This is a genomic window from Variovorax sp. SG517 (assembly GCF_013376045.1).
Classification (GTDB): domain Bacteria; phylum Pseudomonadota; class Gammaproteobacteria; order Burkholderiales; family Burkholderiaceae_C; genus Variovorax.
The window spans coordinates 176,924-201,171 of sequence record NZ_JABMJG010000008.1; the positions used below are offsets into that span (position 1 = coordinate 176,924).

21 protein-coding genes are annotated in these 24,248 nt (G+C 68.1%); 13 read left to right on the plus strand and 8 right to left on the minus strand.

The window, feature by feature from the left end:
* Positions 1-105 precede the first annotated feature (105 nt).
* The 4 genes from FHT32_RS24055 to FHT32_RS24070 all read left to right on the plus strand — a co-directional run bounded on the left by FHT32_RS24055 (position 106) and on the right by FHT32_RS24070 (position 5,356).
* A complete protein-coding gene (locus FHT32_RS24055; RefSeq protein ID WP_176667114.1) occupies positions 106-1,227 on the plus strand; it encodes a 5-methyltetrahydropteroyltriglutamate--homocysteine S-methyltransferase in 1,122 nt (373 codons plus the stop codon).
* Positions 1,228-1,254: 27 nt separating this feature from the next.
* On the plus strand, positions 1,255-1,920 hold the full coding sequence (locus FHT32_RS24060) for a glutathione S-transferase family protein (protein ID WP_176667115.1): 666 nt from the start codon (positions 1,255-1,257) through the stop codon (positions 1,918-1,920).
* Positions 1,921-1,966: 46 nt separating this feature from the next.
* Positions 1,967-3,343 carry a phospholipase D-like domain-containing protein gene (locus tag FHT32_RS24065; protein WP_176667116.1) on the plus strand — a complete coding sequence of 459 codons (1,377 nt, stop codon included), beginning with the start codon at positions 1,967-1,969 and terminating at the stop codon, positions 3,341-3,343.
* A gap of 366 nt (positions 3,344-3,709) precedes the next feature.
* On the plus strand, positions 3,710-5,356 hold the full coding sequence (locus FHT32_RS24070; RefSeq protein WP_256099138.1) for an Ig-like domain-containing protein: 1,647 nt from the start codon (positions 3,710-3,712) through the stop codon (positions 5,354-5,356).
* Here the strand turns inward: FHT32_RS24070 and FHT32_RS24075 are convergent, their stop codons facing one another.
* A complete protein-coding gene (locus tag FHT32_RS24075; protein WP_176667118.1) occupies positions 5,357-6,433 on the minus strand; it encodes an ROK family protein in 1,077 nt (358 codons plus the stop codon). It lies immediately after the preceding gene.
* Positions 6,434-6,544: 111 nt separating this feature from the next.
* On the opposite strand from FHT32_RS24075, the gene FHT32_RS24080 reads away from it, so the two are divergent.
* Complete coding sequence (locus FHT32_RS24080) at positions 6,545-8,110, plus strand: glycine betaine ABC transporter substrate-binding protein (RefSeq protein WP_176667119.1); 1,566 nt, start codon at positions 6,545-6,547, stop codon at positions 8,108-8,110.
* Between the two features lie 9 nt (positions 8,111-8,119).
* On the opposite strand, the gene FHT32_RS24085 is transcribed toward FHT32_RS24080, so the two are convergent.
* From FHT32_RS24085 to FHT32_RS24115, 7 genes are all read right to left on the minus strand, one after another.
* Positions 8,120-9,556 (minus strand): aldehyde dehydrogenase family protein, encoded by a 1,437-nt coding sequence (locus FHT32_RS24085; protein ID WP_176667120.1) that lies wholly within the window; start codon positions 9,554-9,556, stop codon positions 8,120-8,122.
* Positions 9,557-9,650: 94 nt separating this feature from the next.
* Positions 9,651-11,012 (minus strand): glucarate dehydratase, encoded by a 1,362-nt coding sequence (gene gudD, locus FHT32_RS24090; RefSeq protein WP_176667121.1) that lies wholly within the window; start codon positions 11,010-11,012, stop codon positions 9,651-9,653.
* A 16-nt stretch (positions 11,013-11,028) separates the two neighbouring features.
* Positions 11,029-12,015: a tripartite tricarboxylate transporter substrate binding protein gene (locus FHT32_RS24095; protein WP_176667122.1), complete on the minus strand. Its 987-nt coding sequence runs from the start codon at positions 12,013-12,015 to the stop codon at positions 11,029-11,031.
* Between the two features lie 5 nt (positions 12,016-12,020).
* Positions 12,021-12,470, minus strand: a complete 450-nt coding sequence (locus tag FHT32_RS24100; protein WP_176667123.1) for a nuclear transport factor 2 family protein — start codon at positions 12,468-12,470, stop codon at positions 12,021-12,023.
* Between the two features lie 47 nt (positions 12,471-12,517).
* Positions 12,518-13,429 carry a 5-dehydro-4-deoxyglucarate dehydratase gene (gene kdgD / locus FHT32_RS24105; protein WP_176667124.1) on the minus strand — a complete coding sequence of 304 codons (912 nt, stop codon included), beginning with the start codon at positions 13,427-13,429 and terminating at the stop codon, positions 12,518-12,520.
* A gap of 154 nt (positions 13,430-13,583) precedes the next feature.
* On the minus strand, positions 13,584-14,591 hold the full coding sequence (locus tag FHT32_RS24110; protein WP_176667125.1) for a tripartite tricarboxylate transporter substrate binding protein: 1,008 nt from the start codon (positions 14,589-14,591) through the stop codon (positions 13,584-13,586).
* A 115-nt stretch (positions 14,592-14,706) separates the two neighbouring features.
* A complete protein-coding gene (locus tag FHT32_RS24115) occupies positions 14,707-15,582 on the minus strand; it encodes a FadR/GntR family transcriptional regulator (RefSeq protein WP_176667126.1) in 876 nt (291 codons plus the stop codon).
* Positions 15,583-15,820: 238 nt separating this feature from the next.
* Between FHT32_RS24115 and FHT32_RS24120 the strand changes: the two genes are divergently transcribed.
* The 8 genes from FHT32_RS24120 to FHT32_RS24155 all read left to right on the plus strand — a co-directional run bounded on the left by FHT32_RS24120 (position 15,821) and on the right by FHT32_RS24155 (position 24,239).
* Positions 15,821-16,633 (plus strand): NAD(P)-dependent oxidoreductase, encoded by an 813-nt coding sequence (locus tag FHT32_RS24120; RefSeq protein ID WP_176667127.1) that lies wholly within the window; start codon positions 15,821-15,823, stop codon positions 16,631-16,633.
* A 13-nt stretch (positions 16,634-16,646) separates the two neighbouring features.
* Positions 16,647-17,549, plus strand: coding sequence for an SMP-30/gluconolactonase/LRE family protein (locus tag FHT32_RS24125; protein WP_176667128.1), 903 nt, complete (start codon positions 16,647-16,649; stop codon positions 17,547-17,549).
* A gap of 39 nt (positions 17,550-17,588) precedes the next feature.
* Positions 17,589-18,569 (plus strand): TRAP transporter substrate-binding protein, encoded by a 981-nt coding sequence (locus FHT32_RS24130; RefSeq protein ID WP_176667129.1) that lies wholly within the window; start codon positions 17,589-17,591, stop codon positions 18,567-18,569.
* A 143-nt stretch (positions 18,570-18,712) separates the two neighbouring features.
* Positions 18,713-19,201 carry a TRAP transporter small permease gene (locus FHT32_RS24135; protein WP_176667130.1) on the plus strand — a complete coding sequence of 163 codons (489 nt, stop codon included), beginning with the start codon at positions 18,713-18,715 and terminating at the stop codon, positions 19,199-19,201.
* A 146-nt stretch (positions 19,202-19,347) separates the two neighbouring features.
* Positions 19,348-20,643 carry a TRAP transporter large permease gene (locus FHT32_RS24140; protein WP_176667131.1) on the plus strand — a complete coding sequence of 432 codons (1,296 nt, stop codon included), beginning with the start codon at positions 19,348-19,350 and terminating at the stop codon, positions 20,641-20,643.
* Positions 20,644-20,781: 138 nt separating this feature from the next.
* Complete coding sequence (gene garD / locus FHT32_RS24145) at positions 20,782-22,356, plus strand: galactarate dehydratase (RefSeq protein ID WP_176667132.1); 1,575 nt, start codon at positions 20,782-20,784, stop codon at positions 22,354-22,356.
* Between the two features lie 80 nt (positions 22,357-22,436).
* Positions 22,437-23,201 (plus strand): SDR family NAD(P)-dependent oxidoreductase, encoded by a 765-nt coding sequence (locus FHT32_RS24150; protein WP_176667133.1) that lies wholly within the window; start codon positions 22,437-22,439, stop codon positions 23,199-23,201.
* A gap of 60 nt (positions 23,202-23,261) precedes the next feature.
* Positions 23,262-24,239: a tripartite tricarboxylate transporter substrate binding protein gene (locus FHT32_RS24155; protein ID WP_176667134.1), complete on the plus strand. Its 978-nt coding sequence runs from the start codon at positions 23,262-23,264 to the stop codon at positions 24,237-24,239.
* The last annotated feature ends 9 nt before the right edge of the window (positions 24,240-24,248 follow it).

Here is a 24,248-nt window from a genome sequence, read left to right on the forward strand (position 1 = left end):
AATTCGAGGGTAAACACCGAGATCACTGTATACAGTCATCGCCGTTTCGATGGCGATACGATGCTCCGTTCGTTTCCCCCGATCACGATCACGACGGAGCCATCCATGACACAGCACGCCGCCTTGCCTGCCCGCTACGACCACGTGGGCAGCTTCCTGCGCCCCAAGTACCTGCTCGAAGCCCGCGAGCAGAAAGCCAAGGGCGAAATCACGCCCGAGCAGCTTCGCCTCGTCGAGGACAAGGCGATCACCGAGATCGTCAAGTTCCAGGAAGACATCGGCCTGAAGAGCATCACCGACGGCGAGTTCCGCCGCACGTACTTCCACATCGACTTCCTCGACCAGCTCGGCGGCGTGAAGACCGACATCCCGGTCACCATCCGCAAGCCCGACGGCACGGAAGAGCTGGCCCCGCCGGCGATGCGCGTGATCGACAAGGTCCGCCACGTCAAGGACATCCAGCTCGCCGACTTCCAGTACCTCAAGAGCCAGGTCTCGGCCGGCCGCACGCCGAAGGTGACGATCCCCTCGCCGACCATGCTGCACTTCCGCGGCGGCCGCGCCGGCATCAGCAAGGACGCCTACCCCGAGCTCGACCCCACCTTCTACGACGACGTGGCCAAGGCGTACGGCGACGAGCTGCGCTCGCTGGCCGCCGCCGGCTGCACCTACGTGCAGATGGACGACACCAACCTCGCCTACCTGTGCGACGAGCACATGCGCGAGGCCGCCCGCAAGCGCGGCGACGACCCCAACGAACTGCCGCACCGCTACGCCGCCTTCATCAACAAGGTGGTGGCGCAGAAGCCGCCGGGCATGCTGCTGGCCATGCACCTGTGCCGCGGCAACTTCAAGAGCACGCACGCCGCCGCCGGCAACTACGAGCCGGTGGCCGAGGCGCTGCTCAAGGAGATGGACCTCGACGCCTACTTCATGGAATACGACGACGCCCGCTCGGGCGACTTCAAGCCGCTGCGCTACCTGCCCAAGGGCAAGACGGTGGTGCTCGGCCTCGTGACCACCAAGTTCGGCGAGATGGAAGACAAGGACGAGCTCAAGCGCCGCATCGAGGACGCCGCCAAGTACGCCTCGCTCGACCAGCTCGCGCTGTCGCCGCAGTGCGGCTTCTCCAGCACGGTGCACGGCAACAACATCGCGGTGGAAGCGCAGCGCAACAAGCTGCGCCTGGTGGTCGAGACGGCGCAGGAGGTCTGGGGCTCGACCTGACACGCCGTTTCTGTTGAAGTCGGGGACATGACGACTCACATCTACTCAGGTCCCCTCAGCATGTTCGGCGCCAAGGTCGAGATCGCGGCACGCGAGAAAGGCGTGCCCTTCGAACTGGTCATGGTGCCCTTCGCCAAGGGCGACGTGTACGAGCCCAAGCACCCCGAGGTGCTTCGGGTCAACCCCGTCAAGCAGCAGGTGCCGGTGCTGGTCGACGACGAGGTCTCGCTCTTCGACTCCACGCAGATCTTCGAGTACCTGGAAGACCGTTATCCCAGCCCCGCGCTGTGGCCCGAAGGCGTTGCTGAACGGGCCCGCGCGCGGCAGCTGGAGCAGAAGTCGGACGAGGTCTTCTTCCCGAACGTGATCAAGCTCTTCGGCCTGCAGGAGGCCATGCAGAGCGCCCCGGCGATCGCGGCCTGCGCCGGCTGCGCGCGCTTCTACGACGAGATGGAAGGCCTGCTCGCCACGCGCGACTACCTGGCGGGGCCCTACTCCTTCGCCGACATCGCCTTCTACATGGCCTGCATCTTCGCCGACCGCAAGGGCGCGGGCATGACCGGCGCCACGCCGCGGCTGCTGGCCTGGCGCACGCGCGTGGGCGACCGGCCCGCGGTGCGCGCGGTGGTCGATCCGATGATGCGTTTCCTCGCCTCGGAGGGACGCGAGGTGCCGGCCTTCCTGCAACGCTGAAGGGACACTGAAGGCGCCGCCCTCAGCGCTGAGGCATCATCGATTCATGCCGACCAAAGAGTTCGACTGGCTGCCTTCTCCCTCGCAGCACTTCCTCGTCGTCACTTTCGCGCTGCTGGTCTACGTGCTGACCACGCGCGCGCGCCGCGAGCAGCGCGCGCCCACCACCGCCATCGCATGGGTCATGGGGCTGGTGCTGATGCCCTACTTCATCCTGCCGATGTACCTGCTGTTCGGGCAGCGCAAGCTGCGCCCGGCGGGTTCGCCGCGGCCGCCGCGCTCGGTGCCGCCGGGCCACTGGGCCGCCGACCTGATCGAGAGCTTCGGCCTTGCGCCGCCGGGGCGCTGCGCGATCCGCCTGCATGCCGACGGCGAGGCCGCGCGCGACGCGCTGTGGCAGGTGATCGACGGCGCGCGCGAGCGCATCGACGTGTGCACCTTCATCATCGGCGACGACCCGCTGGGCCATTCGGTGCTCGACCGGCTGGCCCAGCGGGCGCGCGAGGGCATCAAGGTGCGGGTTTTGCTCGACGGCTTCGGCGCGCTCTCGCTGCCGCGCCACCACTTCGACCGGCTGCGCGCGGCGGGCGGCGAGGTGGCGGTGTTCCGCCCCTTCTTCAGCCTGCGGCGCATCGGCCCGCGCAACCTGCGCAACCACCGCAAGTTCACCATTGCCGACGACGGCTGGCTCTGGTCCGGCGGGCGCAACCTCGCTGGCGAATACTTCACCGGCAACGACAAGCATCCGCAAGCCTGGCGCGATCTCTCCTTCGACCTGCGCGGCAGCGTGGCGGCCGCCGCGGCGCGCCAGTTCGACCATGACTGGGCCTCGGTGCGCAGCCGCAAGGCGCGCGCCATCACCGCACCCGATGCCGAAGGCCCCGGCACCGCCATGGCCCAGTTCCTGCCGAGCGGACCCGACCAGACCGAAGACACGGCGCATGCGCTGCTGATCGACGCCTGCTTCCGCGCCGAGCACCGCATCCTCGCCATCACGCCCTACTTCGTGCCCGGCGACGGCCTGCGCGACGCGCTGCGGCTGGCCGCGCGGCGCGGCGTGCAGGTGACCATCGCGATGCCCGCGCAATCCAACCACCGGCTGGCCGACTTCGTGCGCGCACGCGCCATGCGCGACCTGGCGCGCGCGGGCGTGAGCTTTCGCATGCTGCCCTTCATGGCGCACGCCAAGGCGGTGGTGGTGGACGAGGAGCTGGCCATCTGCGGATCGATCAACCTCGACCTGCGCAGCCTGCTGCTGAACCACGAGGCGGCCGTGGTGTTCTACGGGCAGGACCACATCGAATGGCTGGCCGAGTGGATCGAGACCACCGCCTCGGCCGGCGAGCCCTATCGCGCGCGGCGGCCAGGGCTGCTGCGCGACGTGGCCGAGGGGCTGCTGCTCACTGTTGCTTTCCAGCTCTAAGTGCCCAGGGGGCCGGAGCGGGGTCTGTAATCCAGATGTACAAATGCAACAAAACTGAAACCAATTGAACAAGCACACTAAAATACCCACCGGTTTCGGGGATTGACAACCCTTCCTGCCGCACCGGTCACCCCCCGGACGGACGCTGACGGATCTCCCGGCACCCCCTGCCTGGCGGGGTAGCCCGCTCGGACGCGGCCTTTCAAGGGGCCGGCCCGGGCGCCGTTCGTTGGAGTCTTGCGCCCCGATCCCCGGGGAAAACCGATGCGAGCTTTCTTCTCGCTGCGTGCCCTGGCGAACCTGGCGTTTGCGGTCCTTCCAACAGTGTTCGCGCTGTCTGGAATTGCAACGCCCGCTTTCGCCGCCATGGACGAGATCGGCCGGGCTCCCCCGAGCACCCATCGCCTGAAGTTCATCGTCGATCCCGAGTTGGCCGCCGACATCGGCCCCGCCGAGGCCGGCCGCCGGCTCGCCCAGTACGTGGCCGACGTCAACACCGTGTTCACGCGCGAGACGGTGCGCAGCTTCGCCTTCGACCCCGCCGCCGACCTGCAGCTGGTCGCGCCCGCGAACGCGCCGCAGTGCGCTTACAGCGGCCTGGTCAATGGCGAGGTGGTGGTGTGCGTCTCGAAGTCGACGCGCGGCTACAGCCACGGCGGGCTTTCCATGAGCTGGACCTTTCCTCAGAAGGGCGTGGCCTGGAACCTCAACTGGATCGCCATCCACGACCCGCTGCGACTTTCGCGCGCGCCCACGCCGGGCGCCCCCGAATCCACCGAGAAGGACTACCTGGGCCGCCAGCTCAAGACGCTGATGCACGAGCTGGAGCACGTGTTCGGCGCCGGCGCGGGCGAGTACTACAACGGCATCGCCGTCACCGACACCACCGGCGTCGCGCCCGTCACCGATCTCTCGCTGGCCAGCGAAAGCGACCGCTACTGGTGGAGCCGCCAGCACTGGCGGCTCGACCCGCTGCTGGGCACCGTCTTCGAGCAGCGCCGCGATCCGGCGGCCAATCGCGTCGCCACGCTGGAGCTGACCCGCTTCACCGAAGGCACCAGGGCCAACATCAATACCGACTGGACCGACTGGCCCAAGCTCGGCAGCTCGAAGTTCATGGCCGGCACCACCGCCACCCAGGTGCGCGTGACCGACCGCGACACCGGTGCCGCCCTGCCCGGCGCGCAGGTGTCGGTGTGGCGCAACCCGGGCGCCGGCAAGCCGCTGGCGATGCTGGTCACCGGCGTGGCCGACGCCTCCGGCCGCTTCGTGTTCGACTGGGACTGCGGCTTCAGCTGCTTCGCCACCGGCAAGACCACGCTGCTGGTCAAGGCGCGCGCCGCCAGCCGCGCGCCCGGCGCCACGTGGTTCACCATCTTCGATGCCTTCGAGCAGAAGGCGGTGCACGGCCAGCAGATGTTCACCATCGACCTGGCGCTCGGCAGCCCCGACGCGACGCCGCCCACCGTGTCGGTGGCCGCGCCCTCCATGGCCACGGTGGGGCAGCTCACCGTGATCGCGCCTGCGGTGGTGGACAACGTCGGCGTCGTCGGCGTGAAGGTGATGGGCCGCGACAGCATCCCGATCTGCACCTTCACCGCCCCGCCCTACACCTGCAGCTGGACGCCGGGCACGCCCGGCATGCAGACGATCCGCATCGTCGCGCTCGACGCGGCGGGCAACTCGGCGGTGGCTTCCGCCAACGTGATCGTCAACCCACCTTCCGACACCGTGCCGCCGGCCGTTTCGCTGGCCGCGCCCCAGAGCATGCCCGCGGGGGCGGCCGCGAGGTTCTCCGCCACCGCATCCGACAACGTCGGCGTGGCCGAGCTGAAGTTCATCGTCGACGGCAGGACCGCCTGCACGCTGCGCGCCGCGCCGTACGTCTGCGCATGGACGCCGAAGCGGCCCGGCTCTGCGAACGTGGAAGTGCGCGCGATGGATGCCGCCGGCAACGTCGCCAGCGCCTCCGCCAGCATGCGCGTCGAGGGCCCGCGGCCCGAGGACCTTTGACTAGGGCCTGTTGGTGAAGCTGGCGTTGCCCAGCCCCGTGCCGATGGTCAGCACGCCCCAGTGGCGCACGTCGCGCATGAAGGGCAGTTCGCTCAGGCCCTGCACCACGGCGTCGTTGTGCATCAGCACCAGCGTCGGGCCCGAGCCCATCATCGGCATGCGGCGCCACAGCTGGCTGGGCAGGTGGAAGGCGTGGCTTTCCCAGTCGCCGGGCAGGTTCTGCGCGCCGCGCGCGATGGAGCCGTCGGGCCGAATGAGCCCCGGGCAGCCGATGCCGATAAAGGGCGCGAGCCGGATCTTCTTGCGCTCGCTGTAGCGCACCATGTCTTCCAGCATGCCGGCGATGTGGTCGACCATGTCGCCGCGATTGGGGCCTTCGTCCGCATGGCGCCACTTCTCGCGGCGCACCACCTTCGCAAGCGAGAAGTCGGGCGCCTTGCGGTGGCGTGTCTTGACGATGCCGCAGCGCACGTTGGTGCCGCCTATGTCGACGGCGAGGATCGCGTCGTGCCCCTTGAGCATGTGGCGCGGCACCAGGTGCACCCAGCCGATCAGCCCGCCGTCGTCCACGTCGTGCGAAAGGCGGGCGATCTGCACGTGCGGGCCGAGCTCCTCCAGGATGGCGGCGGTCTGCAGGATCGCGCGCTCGCCCACGTCGCTTTCGGGAAAGCCGCCGCCGATCACGATGCGCTCCACCTTCTTCCATGAGGGCTGGCGCATGAAGCGCTGGATCACCGACGCCAGCTCCTGCGCGAACTCCTCGATGGCCACGTGCATCAGGTCGGTGGCTTCGGACGCCTTCTTCTCCTGCAGCACGCGGTCGAGTTCCTTCTTGGCGAGGTCGCGCGAGTGCGATTTGCCCAGCGGGTCCTTGCCCTTCCTGCGGCGGCGCTTGCGCCAGTGCTCGAGCAGTTCGCGAAATGCCGTCTGGCTGGCCTGATCGCCGACGAAGCCGTCCTTGTCGCGCAGCTGGAGGCTGTAGCCGTCCACCTGCAGGCCGGGCAGTTCGCGCAGGCCGTGGACGTTGGGGCCGGGGAGGTCGTGGTCGTCGCTCGCGGGTGGGGTCTTTTTCTTCATCGCGACCTACTTTGGCCCCGAACGGCAGCCGGCCCCATCGGCACCGCACGCCAGGGTTTGTAGGAGATCGACGGGTACGCGGGACGGGGCGTTGTCTATACACTGGCCCGGATGCAACTGCCCCGCAGCCTTCGCATCCTCGCGCGCGCCACCCTGCTCCTCGCCCTCGCCTGGCTTGCCTTGTGCGGCGCCGCGAAGGCGGCGGACGAGACGCTGCGCGTCGGCTCCAAGCGCTTCACCGAGTCGTACATCCTGGCCGAGCTGCTGGCGCAGACCGCCGCTCCGCACACGGCCACGCCTCCCGTCGTGCGGCAAGGGCTGGGCAACACGGCCATCGTCTACGAGGCCCTGCGCTCGGGCGCCATCGACCTCTACGCCGAATACACCGGCACCATCGCGCTCGAGATCCTCAAGGGCGCACCGGCCGATACGCGCGAGGCGATGAACGCCGCACTCGCGCCGATGGGCCTGGGCGTGGCGATTCCGCTGGGCTTCAACGACGGCTACGCGCTCGCGGTGCGCGCCGCCGACGCCGACCGGCTGGGCCTGCGCACGCTGAGCGATCTCGCGAAGCACCCCGAGCTGAAGTTCGGCCTGTCCAACGAATTCATCGGCCGCGCCGACGGCTGGAAGGGCCTGGCCGGGCGCTACGGCTTCACGCAGGCGCCCACCGGCCTCGACCACGGCCTGGCCTACGACGCGGTGGCCGCCAAGCAGATCGACGTGATCGACATCTACACGACCGACGCCAAGATCGACCACCTCGGCCTGCGCGTGCTGGAGGACGACAAGAAGTACTTCCCGCGCTACGACGCCGTGGTGCTCTACAAGCTCGACCTGCCCAAGCGGCTTCCCAAGGCCTGGGCCGCGCTGCAGGCGCTGGAAGGCAAGGTCGACGAGCACGCCATGATCGCGATGAACGCGCGCGCCGAACTGCAGAGCGTGCCCTTCGACGTGATAGCGCGCGACTTTCTCGCGAGCACGGGCAGCAAGGATGCAAAGGCGCAACCGAAGGAAGAACGCCGCGGCTTCACGGCCAAGCTGTTCGGACCCGACCTGTGGAAGCTCGCGCGCCAGCACCTGCTGCTGGTGGCGCTGTCGGTGGGCATCGCGATCCTAGTGGGCGTGCCGATCGCGATCCTGGTGTTTCCGCACGTGCGGCTGCGCGCCCTTGTGCTGGGCTTCGCGAGCCTGCTGCAGACCGTGCCCTCGCTGGCGCTGCTGGCCGTGCTGATCTCGATGCTGGGCGCCATCGGCGCGCTGCCGGCGCTGATCGCGCTCACGCTCTACTCGCTGCTGCCGATCATGCGCAACACGGTGACGGGCCTGGCCGAAGTGCCCAACGGCCTGCGCCTGGCCGGCACTGCCCTCGGCATGACGCCGCCGCAGAGCCTCCAGCTGGTGCTGCTGCCGCTGGCGCTGCCCACGCTGCTGGCGGGCGTGCGCACCGCCACGGCGATCGCCATCGGCACGGCAACCATCGCTGCCTTCATCGGCGCAGGCGGCTTCGGCGAGCGCATCGTGACGGGGCTGGCGCTCAACGACCGCGAGCTGCTGGTGGCGGGCGCGCTGCCGGCCGCCGCGCTGGCGCTGCTGAGCGAAGGCGTGTTCGAACTCGTCGAATACCTCATGCGAAGACGCCGCCGCGCGCCGCCGTCTTCGCTTCCGCCCGCCTGAAGATCGGCCTCAGGCCAGCGTGTAGGCCGTCTTCACCGTCGTGAAGAACTCCTGCGCATAGTGCCCCTGCTCGCGCGGACCGTAGCTCGAGCCCTTGCGGCCGCCGAATGGCACGTGGTAGTCGACACCCGCCGTCGGCAGGTTGACCATCACCATGCCGGCCTGGCTGTGGCGCTTGAAGTGCGTGGCGTACTTCAGCGAGGTGGTGGCGATGCCGGCCGAGAGGCCGAACTCGGTGTCGTTCGCCGTGGCCAGTGCCTCCTCGTAGTTCTTCACGCGAATCACGCTGGCCACAGGGCCGAAGATCTCTTCCTTGTTGATGCGCATCGAGGCGGCCGATTCGCTGAAGAGGGCCGGCGACATGTAGTAGCCGTCGGTTTCCAGCTTCAGCAGCTCGCCGCCGGCCGCCAGCGTGGCGCCTTCGCTCTTGCCGATGGCGACGTATTCCATGTCCTGGTCGAGCTGCGACTTCGACGAGACCGGGCCCATGTCGGTGCCCTGCGCGAGCGCGTCACCCACCTTGATCTTCGCCATGCGTTCCTTCATGGCTTCGATGAACTTCGGATAGATGCCCTCGGTCACGATGAGCCGGCTCGACGCGGTGCAGCGCTGGCCGGTCGAATAGAAGGCGCTCTGCACGCTCAGCTCCACGGCCTGCGCGAGGTCGGCGTCGTCAAGAATCACCTGCGGGTTCTTGCCGCCCATCTCGAGCTGCACCTTCTTGTGGTTGGTCACGCACTGCACCGCGATGTTGCGGCCCACGCCCACCGAGCCGGTGAAGCTGATCGCATGGATGCCCGGGTGGTTGACCAGCGCATTGCCGATCACACTGCCGCGCCCCATCACCAGGTTGAACACGCCGGCCGGAATGCCCGAGCGGCTGATGATCTCCGCGATCGCCCAGGCGCAGCCCGGCACGAGGTCGGCGGGCTTGAGCACCACGCAGTTGCCGAAGGCCAGCGCGGGCGCGATCTTCCAGGCCGGAATGGCGATCGGGAAGTTCCACGGCGTGATGAGGCCCACCACGCCCACCGGCTCGCGCGTGATCTCCACGCCGATGTTCGGCCGCACCGAAGGCAGCACCTCGCCCGACAGGCGCAGGCACTCGCCCGCGAAGAACTTGAAGATGTAGCCCGCGCGCGCGGCCTCGCCGATGCCCTCGGCCTTGGTCTTGCCCTCTTCACGCGAGAGCAGTGTGCCCAGCTCTTCCTTGCGCGCGAGGATCTCGTTGCCGATCTTGTCGAGCGCGTCGGAGCGCGCCTGCACGCTGCCGGTGGCCCAGGCCGGGAAGGCCGCGGTGGCGGCGGCCACGGCCGCATCGACGTGCGAGGCATCGCCCTGCGTGTACTGGCCGATCACGTCGGACAGGTTGCTCGGATTGACGTTGGGGCTGTAGCCGGCGCCTGCACGCCATTCGCCGCCGATGAGGTTGTCGAAGTTCTGCATCTTGGGTTCCTTGCTGCTCGATGGATGAAAAAAGAAAGAAAGAAGCCGGAGCGACGGCTCCGGCTGCGGGATGTGAGAAACGGAGCCTACGCCTCTACCTGATCATGCAGGGTTTCTTGTTGTCGAAAGTCCATCCCGGGATCAGGTACTGCATCGCCTGCGCATCGTTGCGCGCCCCAAGGCCGTGCTTCAGGTACAGCTGGTGCGCCTTCTCCACGGCATCCATGTCGAGCTCCACGCCCAGGCCGCCGCGCGTCGGCACCTTCACGAAGCCGTCTTCGATCTTCAGCGGTGCCTTGGTCAGATGCTGGCCGTCCTGCCAGATCCAGTGCGTGTCGATGGCCGTCACCTTGCCCGGCGCGGCCGCTGCCACGTGCGTGAACATCGCGAGCGACACGTCGAAGTGGTTGTTGGAGTGCGAACCCCAGGTCAGGCCCCACGCCTGGCACAGCTGCGCCACGCGCACCGAGCCCTGCAGGGTCCAGAAATGCGGATCGGCCAGCGGGATGTCGACCGACTGCAGCGAGAGGCTGTGCACCATCTCGCGCCAGTCGGTGGCGACCATGTTGGTAGCGGTTGGCAGGCCGGTGGCGCGGCGGAACTCGGCCATCACCTCGCGGCCCGAGAACACGCCCTCGGCGCCGCACGGGTCTTCGGCGTAGGCCATCACGCCGTGCAGGTCGCGGCACAGGCGGATCGCGTCCTGCAGCAGCCAGCCGCCGTTGGGGTCTAGCGTGACGCGGGCATTCGGAAAGCGCTCGTGCAGCGCACGGATCGCCTCGACCTCTTCCTCGCCGCGCAGCACGCCGCCCTTGAGCTTGAAGTCGGTGAAGCCGTAGCGCGCATGCGTGGCCTCGGCCAGGCGCACGATGGCCTCGGGCGTCATCGCCTCCTCGTGGCGAAGGCGGAACCAGTCGTTGTCGGCGCCGGGGTCGCTCTCGTACGGCAGATCGGTCTTGCTGCGGTCGCCCACGTAGAAGAGATAGCCGAGCATCTGCACCGCGTCGCGCTGCTGGCCTTCGCCGAGCAGGGCCGCCACGGGCACTTCGAGGAACTGGCCCAGCAGGTCGAGCAGCGCGGCTTCGACGGCCGTGACCGCGTGGATGGTCACGCGCAGGTCGAAGGTCTGCAGGCCGCGCCCGCCGCTGTCGCGGCCGGCGAAGGCGCCGCGCATGCTGTTGAGGATCGCGTTGTGCCGGCCGATGGGCTGGCCGACGATCAGGTCGCGCGCATCCTCCAACGTCTGGCGGATCTTCTCGCCGCCGGGCACTTCGCCCACGCCGGTATGGCCGGCGCTGTCGGTCAGGATCAGCAGGTTGCGCGTGAAGAACGGGCCGTGAGCGCCGCTCAGGTTCATCAGCATGCTGTCATGGCCCGCAACGGGGACCACGCGCATGCCGGTGACGACGGGAGCGCCCGTCATGGCTTCGGAAACAACGGATTCAGGGCTTGTCATCTTCGGGCTGCGTGCTTCAGTCTGCAGTAATGTGGCGGGCGTCGATCAATGTCTTCCATCGCGTCCATTCGCGCAACTGGAAGGCGGTGAAATCCTCGGGCGTGCTGGCGACGATCTCCAGGCCTTGGTCGAGCATGCGTTTCTTTGTCTCGGGGTCCTGCATCGCGGCAATCACGGCGTCGCTCAGCTTCTTCTTGGTCGCCGGCAGCAATCCTTTCGGCGCGGCCATGCCCTGCCATGAATAGACCTCGGCCCCCTTCACACCGGCCTCTGCCAACGTGGGCACGTCGGGCAGCACCGGCGAGCGCTTGTCGCCCGTGACGGCAATGGCGCGCAGCTTGCCGCCGCGGATGTGCGGCAGCACTGCATTGACGTTCTGGAACGAAAAGTCGACCTGGTTGCCGAGCAGGTCGTTGACCGCGGGCGCGCCGCCCTTGTAGGGCACATGCACGCCTTCGGTCTTCGTCTGCTGCCAGAAGAGTTCGGCCGAGAGATGGTCGGACGAGCCGTTGCCCGAGCTCGCGAACGAGACCTTGCCCGGCGTCTTGCGCAGCAGCGCCAGCACGTCGTCCACCGTGCGCTCCGGCCGCGCGACATTCGCGACGAGCACGTTGGGCGCCTGCACGGGCACGCTGATGTAGTCGAAGTCTTTCGTCGCGTCGTAAGGCACGCTCTTTTGCAGGTGCGGCGTGACGACGAAGGCGCCGAGCGAGGACACCAGCAGCGTGTAGCCGTCGGGCGCCGCGCGCTTGACCTGGCCGGTGCCGATGGTGCCCGTGGCGCCGGGCCGGTTGTCGACGACGAAGCTGCCGCCGAGCTTGTTCTGCAGCTGCAGCGCAATGGTGCGGGCAACCATGTCGGTGGAACCGCCGGCCGGGAACGGCACGACGATGGTCACCGGTTTCTGCTGGGGCCATGCGTCGGCCTGCGCCGAGGCAGGCAGGGGCAAAAACGCGGCCGAGGCGGCCGCGAGGGCGGCCCCGAGAAGGACTCTCTTCTTCATTCGGACTAGATCCTCACGGCCTGGCGGGCCAGCAGCTTCCAGCTGCCGCCCTGCTTCTGCCACACGCCGAGGATCTTCAGCGCCACCTTGCCGGGCTTGCCCGAATCATTGGTGTCGGCGGTGAGCGTGTGGCGCACGATGGCGGTATTGCCGTCGACCACCTTCACGGTCTGGTCGGTGATGGCGATGGCCACGAAGTCGGACTTGCCGTCGAGCAGGTCGGCGATGAAGCTGGCCTTGGTGTCTACCTTGCCGCCGGAGTGGCCGTAGCTGAGGTCGTCGGCCACCAGCGCGCCGAGGGCGGGCGCGGTGGGGTCGATCATTGCGATGCGCAGCCGCTCGGCGGCCGCGGCAACCTCGGGCGCGGCCGACGCGGCATTGCCCGAGGGCATCACCGAGCAGGCCGAGAACAGGGCCGCCGAAGCGGCGACCAGGAAGAGCTTCTTGAGGAACATGGCGTCTTGTCTCCGTTGTTGTGATGGGTCTTCCGCCAGGGGCCGGCTTATTGCGGGCCGAGCGAGTCGATCAGCGCCTTGAGCTGCTCCATCTCGGCGGGCGTGAGGTCGGTGAGCGGCGCGCGCACGGGGCCGGCATCGTGGCCGACGATCTTGGCGCCGGCCTTCACGATGCTCACTGCGTAGCCCGGCACGCGGTTGCGCAGCTCGAGGTAGGGCATGAAGAAGTTCTTCAGCAGGCGGTGCTGCGTCGGCAGGTCGTCGGCGGCGACGGCCCTGTAGAAGTCCATGGCGGTCTTCGGAATGAAGTTGAAGACGGCCGACGAATACACCGGCGTGCCCATCGCCTTGTAGGCGGCGGCGTAGACCTCGGCGGTGGGCAGGCCGCCCAGGTAGGCGAAGCGGTCGCCCATCTTCTGGTAGATGGCGACCATCGCCTCGATGTCGCCCACGCCGTCCTTGAAGCCGACGAGGTTGGGGTTGCGCTCGGCCAGCGCGGCCAGCGTGTCGGGCTTGAGGCGGCTGGTGGCGCGGTTGTAGACGATCACGCCGAACTTCACGCTCTTGCACACGGCCTCGACGTGCGCGGCCAGGCCTTCCTGGCCGGCTTCGGTGAGGTAGTGCGGCAGCAGCAGGATGCCGTGCGCGCCGGCCTTCTCAGCCGCCTGCGCGCACTGGATGGCGAAGCGCGTGGGACCGCCCGCGCCCGCGATGATCGGCACCACGCCGCGGCAGGTGTCGACCGCGGTCTTGATGATGCCGGGGTACTCGTCGCCGGTGAGCGAGAAGAACTCGCCCGTGCCGCCGGCCGCGAACAGCGCGCTCGCGCCGTACGGGGCGAGCCATTCGAGGCGCTGCTCGTAGCCCTTCTTGTTGAAGTCGCCGTTGCTGTCGAAGTCGGTCAGCGGAAACGAGAGCAGGCCGGAGCCCATGATGGTCTTGAGTTCTTGCGGGTTCATCGGGAAGAGTCCAGTGAAGATGAGGAAAAGGAGAAGGAAATGCTGCGGGCGATGCGGCCGCCGCCGGGCCGCCCCAAGGCGAGCCGCGCCTCCCCCTCGGGGGGTGGCGAATTACACGGAGCGCAGCGAGTGAAAAGCCGGGGGGCGGGCATGACTAGTCGAGCCTGACGTTGGCTTCCTTGATGACCTGGGCCCAGCGCGCGCGCTCCTTGGCGAAGAACTGGTCCTGCTCGGGCGCGGTCATGGTCACGACCTCGGCCCCCTGCCCCGCGAGGCGGGCGCGGATGTCGGCGGTGCGGATGATGCGCACCAGCTCGCGGTTGAGCCGGGCGACGATCGCGTCGGGCACGCCGCGCGCGGCGACCATACCCTGCCAGGTGCCCGACTCGTAGCCGGGAGCGCCCTGCTCCGCGATGGTCGGCACGCTGCCGATCAGCGGCATGCGCGTGGCCTTGGACACGGCAATCAGCTTGAGCTTGCCGGCCTGCACCTGCGGGTAGGTGGCGAGCATGCCGTTCATCAGAACCTGCGTCTGGCCCGAGACGGTGTCGAGCACGGCCTGCACGCCGCCCTTGTAGGGCACGTATTCCCACTTGGCGCCGATGCGGCGCTGCAGCTCGATGCCCGCGAGGTGCGCGGTGCTGCCGCTGGCGGTGACGGCGAAGTTGAGATCGCTCTTCTTCGAGAGCTCGACCAGCTCCTTCAGCGTGTTCGCCTGCACCGAGGGATGCACCACCAGCAGGTGCGGCGAATAGGCCAGCATGGAAACGCTGCGCAGGTCCTTCGACGGATCGAAAGGCAGCTTGGGGTACAGCGACGGGCTGATGGCCAGCGCGCCCAGGTCGCACAGCATCAGCGTGTAGCCGTCGGCCGGGGCCTTGGCCAGCAGGTCGGCGCCGAGGTTGCCGTTCGCACCGGCCTTGTTGTCGATGACGACGGGCTGGCCCAGCGCCTCCGACAGCGGCTGGCTGATGGCGCGCGCAATGATGTCGGACGAGCCGCCCGGCGGGTACGGAACGATGATCCGGATCGGCTTCGAGGGCCAGTTGCCGGTGCCGCCCTGCGCGCCCGCCGCGGCTTGCGCGAAAGAGCGCGCCGGCAGGCTGGCGGCCAGGGTCGTGGCCAGCGCGGCGCCCAGTGCGCCGCGTCGGGAGATGGTCATGCTGCCTCCTGTTGTTCGATGGTCGTCACGGCCTTGTGCGCAACGAGCCGCACAAGTTATCAGTCATCGTACAACTAGCAAGACGACTTGTCCAGCAGGCCGGACAAGAAAAATATCAGTGGGACGAAGCGGCGTCGGAAGACGGCGAGGACGCATCGGCCCCACCGACCCCTGCCGCGGCGGCATCGGCCTTCGCCTTCTGCTGCGCGGCTTCCTGCGCCATGCGCAGCCGCTCGCGGCTGTTGGTCAGGTGGATGCGCATGGCGGCGCGCGCCGACTCGGGGTCGCGCCGCGCGATGGCCGCGTAGATCTCTTCGTGCTCGCGGTTGACGCGGCTCAGGTAAGGCGCCCCGCCCTCGTGCGTGCGGATGGCGCTGATGCGGGTGCGCGGGATGAGCGTGGTGCCCAGGTGCCGCATGATGTCCGCGAAGTACGGGTTGCCGGTCGACTCGGCGATCTGCAGGTGGAAGCGGAAGTCCGGCCCCACCGTGTCGCCCGCCACCACCACGTTGCGCTCGAAGTCGTCGAGCGCCTGGCGCATGGCGACCAGCTGCTCGTCGGTGCGGCGACTGGCGGCGAGGCCGGCCGATTCGGTCTCCAGGCTGATGCGAAGCTCCAGCACGGCGAGCACGTCGACCGAGGCGGCGATCTCGCCCGGATCGAGGCGGAACACGCCGCCGGTGCGCGGCTGCAGCACGAAGGTGCCCACACCGTGCAGCGTCTCGACCAGCCCCGCGGCCTGCAGCTTCGACAGCGCCTCGCGCACCACGGTGCGGCTCACGCCATAGGCCTGCATGATGGCCGACTCGGTCGGCAGCTTGTCGCCCGGCCGCAGCGACTGGCTGCGGATCTTCTCGCCCAGGTCTTCCACCAGCCCGTGCGCGAGTCCGCGCGCGCGCTGGCGCGGACGCCCCACGAAAGACGGCGCCGAAGAGGCCGCCTCCGCCGGAGCATCCGACACCAAGGGATTACCCGCAGTCGTCTGAACCATGGCCACGATGATAATCCCCAAACTAGTTGTACGACAACAGATAACTTATCACTCAACTTCCAAGTGTCGCGGGCGAATCCGCCGGCGGCCTGCGGTTTCCACGGCACCGAAATGCAGCGCCTTTTCGACCTCGCGACCTCGACCTTGCTTCCACGGCATCGTACCGGCCGCTCCAGCGAAACCGCCGCAGCGGCTGCCCCTCGGAAACCATGACTCCGGCATTCAAGGACTGGCAACCATGACAGACAACAACAAGATGAATCGCCTGCTGCTGACCGGCGCTGCCGGCGGCCTCGGCAAGGTGCTGCGCGAGCGGCTCAAGCCTTTTGCGAACGTGCTGCGGCTGTCCGACATCGCCTCGCTGGCGCCCGCAGCCGGTGCCGACGAGGAAGTCGTGCCCTGCGACCTCGCCGACAAGGCCGCCGTGCACGCGCTGGTGGAAGGCTGCGACGCCATCGTCCACCTGGGCGGCGTGTCGGTGGAGCGGCCGTTCGAGGAGATCCTCGAGGCCAACATCAAGGGCGTGTTCCACATCTACGAAGCCGCGCGCCGCCACGGCGTGAAGCGCGTGGTGTTCGCGAGCTCCAACCACGTGATCGGCTTCTACAAGCAGAGCGAACGCATCGACGCCCACGCCGCGCGCCGGCCCGACGGCTACTACGGCCTGTCGAAGTCCTTCGGAGAAGACGTCGCACAGTTCTACTTCGACCGCTGGGGCATCGAGACGGTGAGCATCCGCATCGGCTCATCTTTCCCCGAGCCCGCCAACCGCCGGATGATGAGCACCTGGCTCAGCTACCGCGACCTGACTTCGCTGATCGAGAAGTCGCTCTTCACGCCCGACGTGAAGCACACCGTGGTCTACGGCATGTCGAACAACCGCGACGTGTGGTGGGACAACAGCGCGGCCGCGCACCTGGGCTTCGTGCCACAGGACAGCTCCGAAGTGTTCCGCGACAAGGTCGAGCAGCAGCCTCCGGTGGCGCCGACCGATCCGAACGCCATCTACCAGGGCGGCGCCTTCACCGCGCAGGGCCCGTTCGGCGATTGAGGCGAGTCAGGCGATGCAAGCTGAACTCGTCCTCGACGCGCGCAACGGCACCGGCGAAAGCCCGGTGTGGCATGCCGCGCAGCAGGCGCTGTACTGGGTCGACATTCCGGCGCGGACACTGAACCGCTGGCATGCGAGCGAAGGCCACGCGCAGTGGAAGGCCGACGAGATGATCGCCTGCGTCGCGCCGCGCGCCGACGTGCCCGGCGAGTGGATCGCCGGCATGGAAAGCGGCCTCTTCTCGCTGAAGCCGCAGGCCGACGGCACGCTGCCCGCCACCCCGCTCGCACCCGTCGAGCACGCGGCACCCGCCATGCGCTTCAACGACGGCCGCTGCGACCGCCAGGGCCGCTTCTGGGCCGGCACCATGCTGCTCGACATGGCCGCAGGCGCCCGCGTCGGCCGCCTCTACAGCTACGGCAAGGGCGACGGCAAGGGCGACGGCAACGCCGCCCTTCGCCTCGACGACCTCATCGTGCCCAATGGCCTGGCCTTCAGCCCCGACGGCCGCACGATGTACCTCTCGGATTCGCACCCCACTGTGCAGGCCGTCTGGGCCTTCGACTACGACACCGCCACCGGCACGCCCAACAACCGCCGCCTGTTCGTCGACATGAAGCCCCTGCCCGGCCGCCCCGACGGCGCCGCCATGGACACCGACGGCTGCTACTGGATCTGCGGCAACGACGCCGGTCTGGTGCACCGCTTCACGCCCGACGGCCGGCTCGACCGATCGCTCGAAGTGCCGGTGAAGAAACCTGCCATGTGCGCCTTCGGCGGCGCAGGCCTCGACACCCTGTTCGTCACCTCGATCCGCCCCGGCGGCATCGACCTGTCGGACCAGCCGCTCGCTGGCGGCGTCTTCGCGCTGCGGCCTGGCGCGCAGGGCGTTGCGGAACCGGCCTTCGGCAGCTGACCCCTTTTTCAACAACCACCAAGCAAGAGGACGAGACAAATGAAATTCGCCAAGAAGACCCTGATCGCACTTTCCGCGTGCGCAGCAGCCGCGCTGACCACCATGGCTGCACACGCCACCGAGTTCCGTTCGGCCGACATCCACCCCGACGACTACCCCACCGTGACCGCGGTGAAGTTCATGAGCGAGCGCCTGAAGGCGCTGTCGGGCGGCAAGCACAGCATCAAGGTGTTCAACAACAGTGCGCTCGGCAGCGAGAAGGACACGATCGAGCAGACCAAGATCGGCGCGCTGCAGATGGTGCGCGTGAACATCGCGCCGATGAACAACATCTGCCCCGAGACGCAGGTGCCGACCATGCCCTTCCTGTTCCGCTCGGTCGACCACCTGCACAAGGTGCTCGACGGCCCGATCGGCGAAGAAATCCTGAAGTCGTGCGAGAAGCAGGGCTTCGTGGGCCTGGCCTACTACGACAGCGGCGCGCGCTCGATGTTCACCGCCAAGAAGCCGGTGCGCAGCTTCGCCGACATGAAGGGCCTGAAGGTGCGCGTGCAGCAGTCCGACCTGTGGGTGTCGATGCTCGAAGCCATGGGCGCCAACGCCACGCCCATGCCCATGGGCGAGGTGTACACGGGCCTGAAGACCGGCCTGATCGACGCCGCCGAGAACAACTACCCCACCTATGAAAGCGCCCGCGCCTTCGAGGTGGCCAAGTACTACAGCAAGACCGAGCACTCGATGGCGCCCGAGATGCTGCTGTTCTCCAAGCGCGCGTGGGACAAGCTCTCCGCCGAGGAACAGGGCTGGATCCGCCAGGCCGCAAAGGAATCGGTGCCCTACATGCGCAAGCAGTGGGAAGAGCGCGAAGTGAAGTCGCTGGCCACGGTGAAGGCCGGCGGCGCCGAGATCATCGAAGTGGACAAGGCGCCGTTCCAGGCAGCGATGAAGCCGGTGTACGACAAGTTCATCACCGACGCGAAGCTCAAGGACCTGGTCAAGCGCGTGCAAGAGACGAAGTAAGCGAACCGCCCTGCTGAACCAACTCCTTCCCCCTCTGGGGGGAAGGCCGGGATGGGGGCACGACGGCGCTGGCATAGGGACGCCGCTAGCCCCCACCCCTGCCCTCCCCCAGAGGGGGAGGGAGAAAACAGAGAAAAACCTTCATGTACACCAAACTCTGCCGCACCCTCGCGCGTGCCTGCATGTGGTTGGGCATCCTCGGCCTCGTCGCGGTGATCTGCGCCGTGAGCTGGCAGGTGTTCGGCCGCTACGTGCTCAACAACACACCCACCTGGGCCGAAAGCCTCGCGCTGCTGCTGGTGCTCTACGTCACCATGCTCGGCGTGGCCGTGGGCGTGCGCGACGCGGGCCACATCGGGCTCGAATCCTTCCTCGTCCTCGCACCCGACTGGCTGCGGCTGAAGATGGAATACCTCATCCACGCGCTGATCCTGCTGTTCGGCCTGGCCATGGCCTGGAACTGCGCCGAGCTGGCCGGTTCGGTCTGGGACTACCGGCTGCCCACGCTGTGGATCTCCGAAGGCTGGAAGTACGTGCCGGCCGCCGTCTCGGGCTTGCTGATCGTCCTCTTCTCCATCGAACACATCATCGCGCTCGCCCAAGGCCGCGAAGTAGAACCCGCCTGGGGATAACGAATGCACACCCCCAGGCTTCGCGCACTTCGTGTCGCTTCTCCAACCCCCTTGCAGGGGGCAATGCCTGCGGCCCGGCAAGGCCGGTTCCGCGGCATTCCCCGAACAGTCCATAGCGCCCCCACCACCGGCGAGGCGGCCAGATCATGACCATTCCCCTTTTGATTCTCTGCCTCTCGTTCACGCTCTTCCTGTTGCTGGGCGTGCCGGTGGCTTTCTCCATCGGCCTGTCGGCCCTGGCCACGCTGCTGTATGAAGGCCTGCCGCTGGCGGTCGGCTTCCAGCAGATGACCTCGGGCATGGGCATCTTCTCGTTCCTGGCCATCCCGTTCTTCATCTTCGCGGGCGAGCTGATGCTCTACGGCGGCATCGCGGACCGCATCGTCAACCTGGCGCGCGACCTGGTGGGCCACGTGCGCGGCGGCCTCGGCATGTCGAACGTGGTGGCCTGCACGCTGTTCGGCGGCGTATCGGGTTCGCCCGTGGCGGACGTCTCGGCCATGGGCGCGGTGATGATCCCGATGATGAAGAAAGAGGGCTATCACGCCGACTACGCAGTCAACGTGACCACGCACGCGGCCCTGGTGGGCGCGCTGATGCCGACCAGCCACAACCTCATCATCTATTCGCTCGCGGCGGGCGGAAAGGTGTCGATCGCGGCGCTGATCCTGGCGGCGCTGCTGCCGGCCGCGGTGCTCACCCTCAGCAACCTCGCGGCCGCCTACCTGGTGGCGGTGAAGCGCGGCTACCCCGCGGGCACCTTCCCCGGCTGGGCCATCGTGGGGCGCTCGTTCGCGGCGGCGCTGCCGGGCCTGTTCGTGGTGCTGCTGATCCTGGGCGGCATCCTGTCGGGCGTCTTCACGGCCACCGAGTCGGCGGCGGTGGCGGTGCTCTATGCCCTGGCGCTCACCATCTTCGTGTACCGCACGCTGAAGTGGGAGCACTTCATCAAGGCGGCCTCGAAGGCAGTGCGCACCACCGGCGTGATCCTGCTGCTGATCGGCATCTCCAGCACCTTCGGCTATCTCATCAGCCTGTACGGCGTGGCCGAGCTCACGGGCCAGATGCTGTCTCAGGTGACGAGCACGCCGTGGGTGATCTTCCTGCTCATCAACATCATCCTGTTCGTGCTGGGCACCTTCCTGGACATGGCCGCCACCATCCTGCTGTGCACGCCGATCTTCCTGCCCATCGCGCAGCAGTACGGCATGACCTCGGTGCAGTTCGGCATCGTGATGCTCATCAACTGCGCGCTGGGCCTGAACACGCCGCCGGTGGGCACGACGCAGTTCGTGGGCTGCGCGATCGGCGGGGTGTCGGTGGGCACGGTGATGCGCACCATCTGGCCGTTCTACGGAGCGCTGATCTTCGCGCTCGGCGTAGTCACCTTCGTGCCGGCCTTCTCGACCTGGCTGCCCAGCATGTTCATGGTGGTGAAATGACGCACACCCCCAGTCTTCGCGCACTTCGTGTCGCTTCGCCAACCCCCTTGCAGGGGGCAACACCTGCGGCCCGGCAGAGCCGGTTCCGCGGTGTTCCACGAAAAGACCGCGCTTTTTCTGCCGCCTTCGAAGCCTGATATGCCCGACGCCGCAAGACCTCCGCTCTACATCCGCATCCACGCGGCCGACAACGTGGCCATCGTCGCCAACGACGGCGGTCTGAAGGCCGGTGCGGAGTTCGCCGACGGCCTGCGGCTGGTGGACAACGTGCCGCAGGGCCACAAGGTCGCGCTGGTCGACCTTGCCGAAGGCGACGCCATCCGCCGCTACGACGTGGTGATCGGCTACGCGCTGAAGGCGCTGCCGCGCGGCAGCTGGGTGCACGAGCGCGTGATGCGCATGCCGACCGCGCCCGAGCTCGACGGCCTGCCCATCGCCACGGTCAAGCCCCCTGCCCTGCCGCCACTGGAGGGCTACACCTTCGAGGGCTACCGCAACGCCGACGGCTCGGTGGGCACGCGCAACATCCTGGCCATCACGCAGACGGTGCAGTGCGTGGCGGGCGTCACCGAGTTCGCGGTGCAGCGCATCAAGGCCGAGCTGCTGCCGAAGTACCCCAACGTCGACGACGTGGTGGCGCTGGAGCACAGCTACGGCTGCGGCGTGGCCATCGACGCGCCCGACGCCGTCGTGCCCATCCGCACGCTGCGCAACATCAGCCTCAACCCCAACTTCGGCGGCGAGGTGATGGTGGTGAGCCTGGGCTGCGAGAAGCTGCAGCCCGAGCGCCTGCTGCCGCCGGGCAGCATTCCCATCGCCGACCAGCGCGGAGGCACCACGCCCGATGCTGCGCTCGACGTGGTCTGCCTGCAGGACGACGCGCACGTCGGGTTCATGTCGATGATCGATTCGGTGATGCGCCAGGCCGAGGAACACCTCGCCCGGCTCAATGCCCGCAAACGCGAGACCGTGCCTGCCAGCGAGCTGGTGGTGGGCGTGCAGTGCGGCGGCAGCGACGCCTTCTCGGGCGTCACCGCCAACCCGGCCGTGGGCTTCTGCACCGACCTGCTGGTGCGCGCGGGCGCCACCGTGATGTTCTCCGAAACCACCGAGGTGCGCGACGGCATCGACCAGCTCACCTCGCGCGCGTCCACGCCCGAGGTGGCCGAGGCCATGATCCGCGAGATGGCCTGGTACGACGCCTACCTGAAGAAGGGGATGGTCGACCGCAGCGCCAACACCACGCCGGGCAACAAGAAGGGCGGGCTCTCCAACATCGTCGAGAAGGCGATGGGCTCCATCGTCAAGTCGGGCTCGGCGCCCATCACCGGCGTGCTCGCGCCCGGCGAGAAGGCGAAGCAGAAGGGCCTGATCTACACCGCCACGCCCGCCAGCGACTTCATCTGCGGCACGCTGCAGCTGGCCGCCGGCATCAACCTGCACGTGTTCACCACCGGCCGCGGCACACCCTACGGGCTGGCCGAGGTGCCGGTGATCAAGGTCGCCACGCGCAGCGACCTCGCGCGCCGCTGGCACGACCTGATGGACGTGAACGCGGGCCGCATCGCCGACGGCGAGGCCACCATCGAGGACATCGGCTGGGAAATGTTCCGCCTGATGCTCGACGTGGCCAGCGGACGGAAAAAGACCTGGGCCGAGCACTGGAAGCTGCACAACGCGCTGGTGCTGTTCAACCCCGCGCCCGTGACCTGAGCAAGGCGCTGCGCGACGCGCGGGTTCACGTCTTTCCGATTTCCTTTCTCAGACCTGTCTCTTCATCAACGGAGCCCCTCATGGAAGACCTCAAGGACAAGACAGCCCTCGTCACCGGCGCCAGCACCGGCATCGGCGCGGCGGTGGCCATCGCCTTCGCTGCGCGCGGCATGCGCGTGGCGGTGCACTACAACAGCTCCGCCGACGCGGCGAACCAGGTGGTCGACACGATCCGCGCGGCCGGTGGCACCGCCTTCGCGCTGAAGGCCGACGTGCGCGACACGGGCGCGATCCGCGAGTGCGTGAAGCAGGCCTCGGCGCAATTCGGCGGCCGCATCGACGTGCTGGTGAACAACGCGGGCAGCCTGGTCAAGCGCGTGCCCATCGCCGAGTTCGACGACGCGCTCTTCGACGAGGTGCTGCACATCAACGCGCGCTCGGTGCTCGCTTTCTGCCGCGAGGTGGTTCCGCTGATGCGCAAGAGCGGCGGCGGCAACATCATCAACGTGACCTCGGTCGCGGCGCGCACCGGCGGCGGCCCTTCGGCCTACCTCTACGCGGGATCGAAGGGCTTCGTGAGCACGGCGACGCACGGGCTGGCGAAGGAGCTGGTGGGCGACCGCATCCGCGTGAACGCGGTGGCGCCGGGCGTCATCCAGACGCCCTTCCAGGACCGCTTTTCCACGCCCGCGATGCTGGAGAACTTCCGCGCCGGCATTCCGATGGGCCGCATCGGCACGCCGGACGAATGCGTGGGCGCATTCCTCTATCTCGCCTCGGAACAGCTTTCGGGCTATGTCACCGGGCAGGTGATCGAGGTGAACGGCGGGCAGTACATGCCCTGACGCGCACCCACGCCTTTCAACACTTCAACGCTCACCCACAACAACGGAGACAACGACATCATGAAACGCAAGCAGTTCATTCGCGGCATCGCCGCCCTCTCGGCCACGGCCGCGCTCTCGCTCGGTCTGGCGGCACCGGCTGCCGCGCAGGCTGATTTTCCGAACCACACCATCGAGCTGCTGGTGCCCTACCAGCCCGGCGGCGGCACCGACGGCCTGGCGCGCGCCTTCTCGGAGGCGAGCCGCAAGCACATCTCGCAGAGCATCGTGATCATCAATCGCCCCGGCGCGGGCGGTGCCATCGGCTGGACGGAGGTGATCAACGCCAAGCCCGACGGCTACAAGCTCGCCGTGCTCACGGTCGAACTGCTGACGCTGCCGCACCTGGGGCTGGCCAAGTTCAACTACGACGACTTCCAGCCCATCGCACAGCTCAACGCCGACCCGGCCGCCATCACCGTGAAGGCCGACGCGCCGTGGAACACCATCGAGGAGTTCCTGGCCGCCGCGAAGAAATCGCCGGAGAGCGTGCGCGTGGGCAACTCGGGCAACGGCTCGATCTGGCACCTTGCCGCCGCCGCGCTGGAAGACAAGACCGGCGCCAAGTTCGGCCACATCCCGTTCCAGGGTGCGGCCCCCGCGGTGCTCGCGCTGCTGGGCGGCCACATCGAAGCCGTGGCCGTGAGCCCGGCCGAGGTGACGACGCACGTGCAGGGCGGCAAGCTCAAGGTGCTGATGGTGATGGCCGACAAGCGCGTGAAGGGCTTCGAGAAGGTGCCCACCGCCAAGGAGCGCGGCATCGACCTGTCGATCGGCACCTGGCGCGGCCTGGGCGCGCCGAAGAACACGCCGCCCGAAGTGATGGCGAAGCTGCGCGAGATCACCGCGAAGACCGCCGCCGAACCGCTGATGCACGAGGTGATGGACAAGCAGAACCTGGGCTATGTCTACACCGACGGCGCGGTGTTCAAGGAGACGCTGGCGAAGGACAACGTGTACTTCAAGCAGCTCATCACCAAGCTCAACATCAAGCCCTGAGCCCCCGGC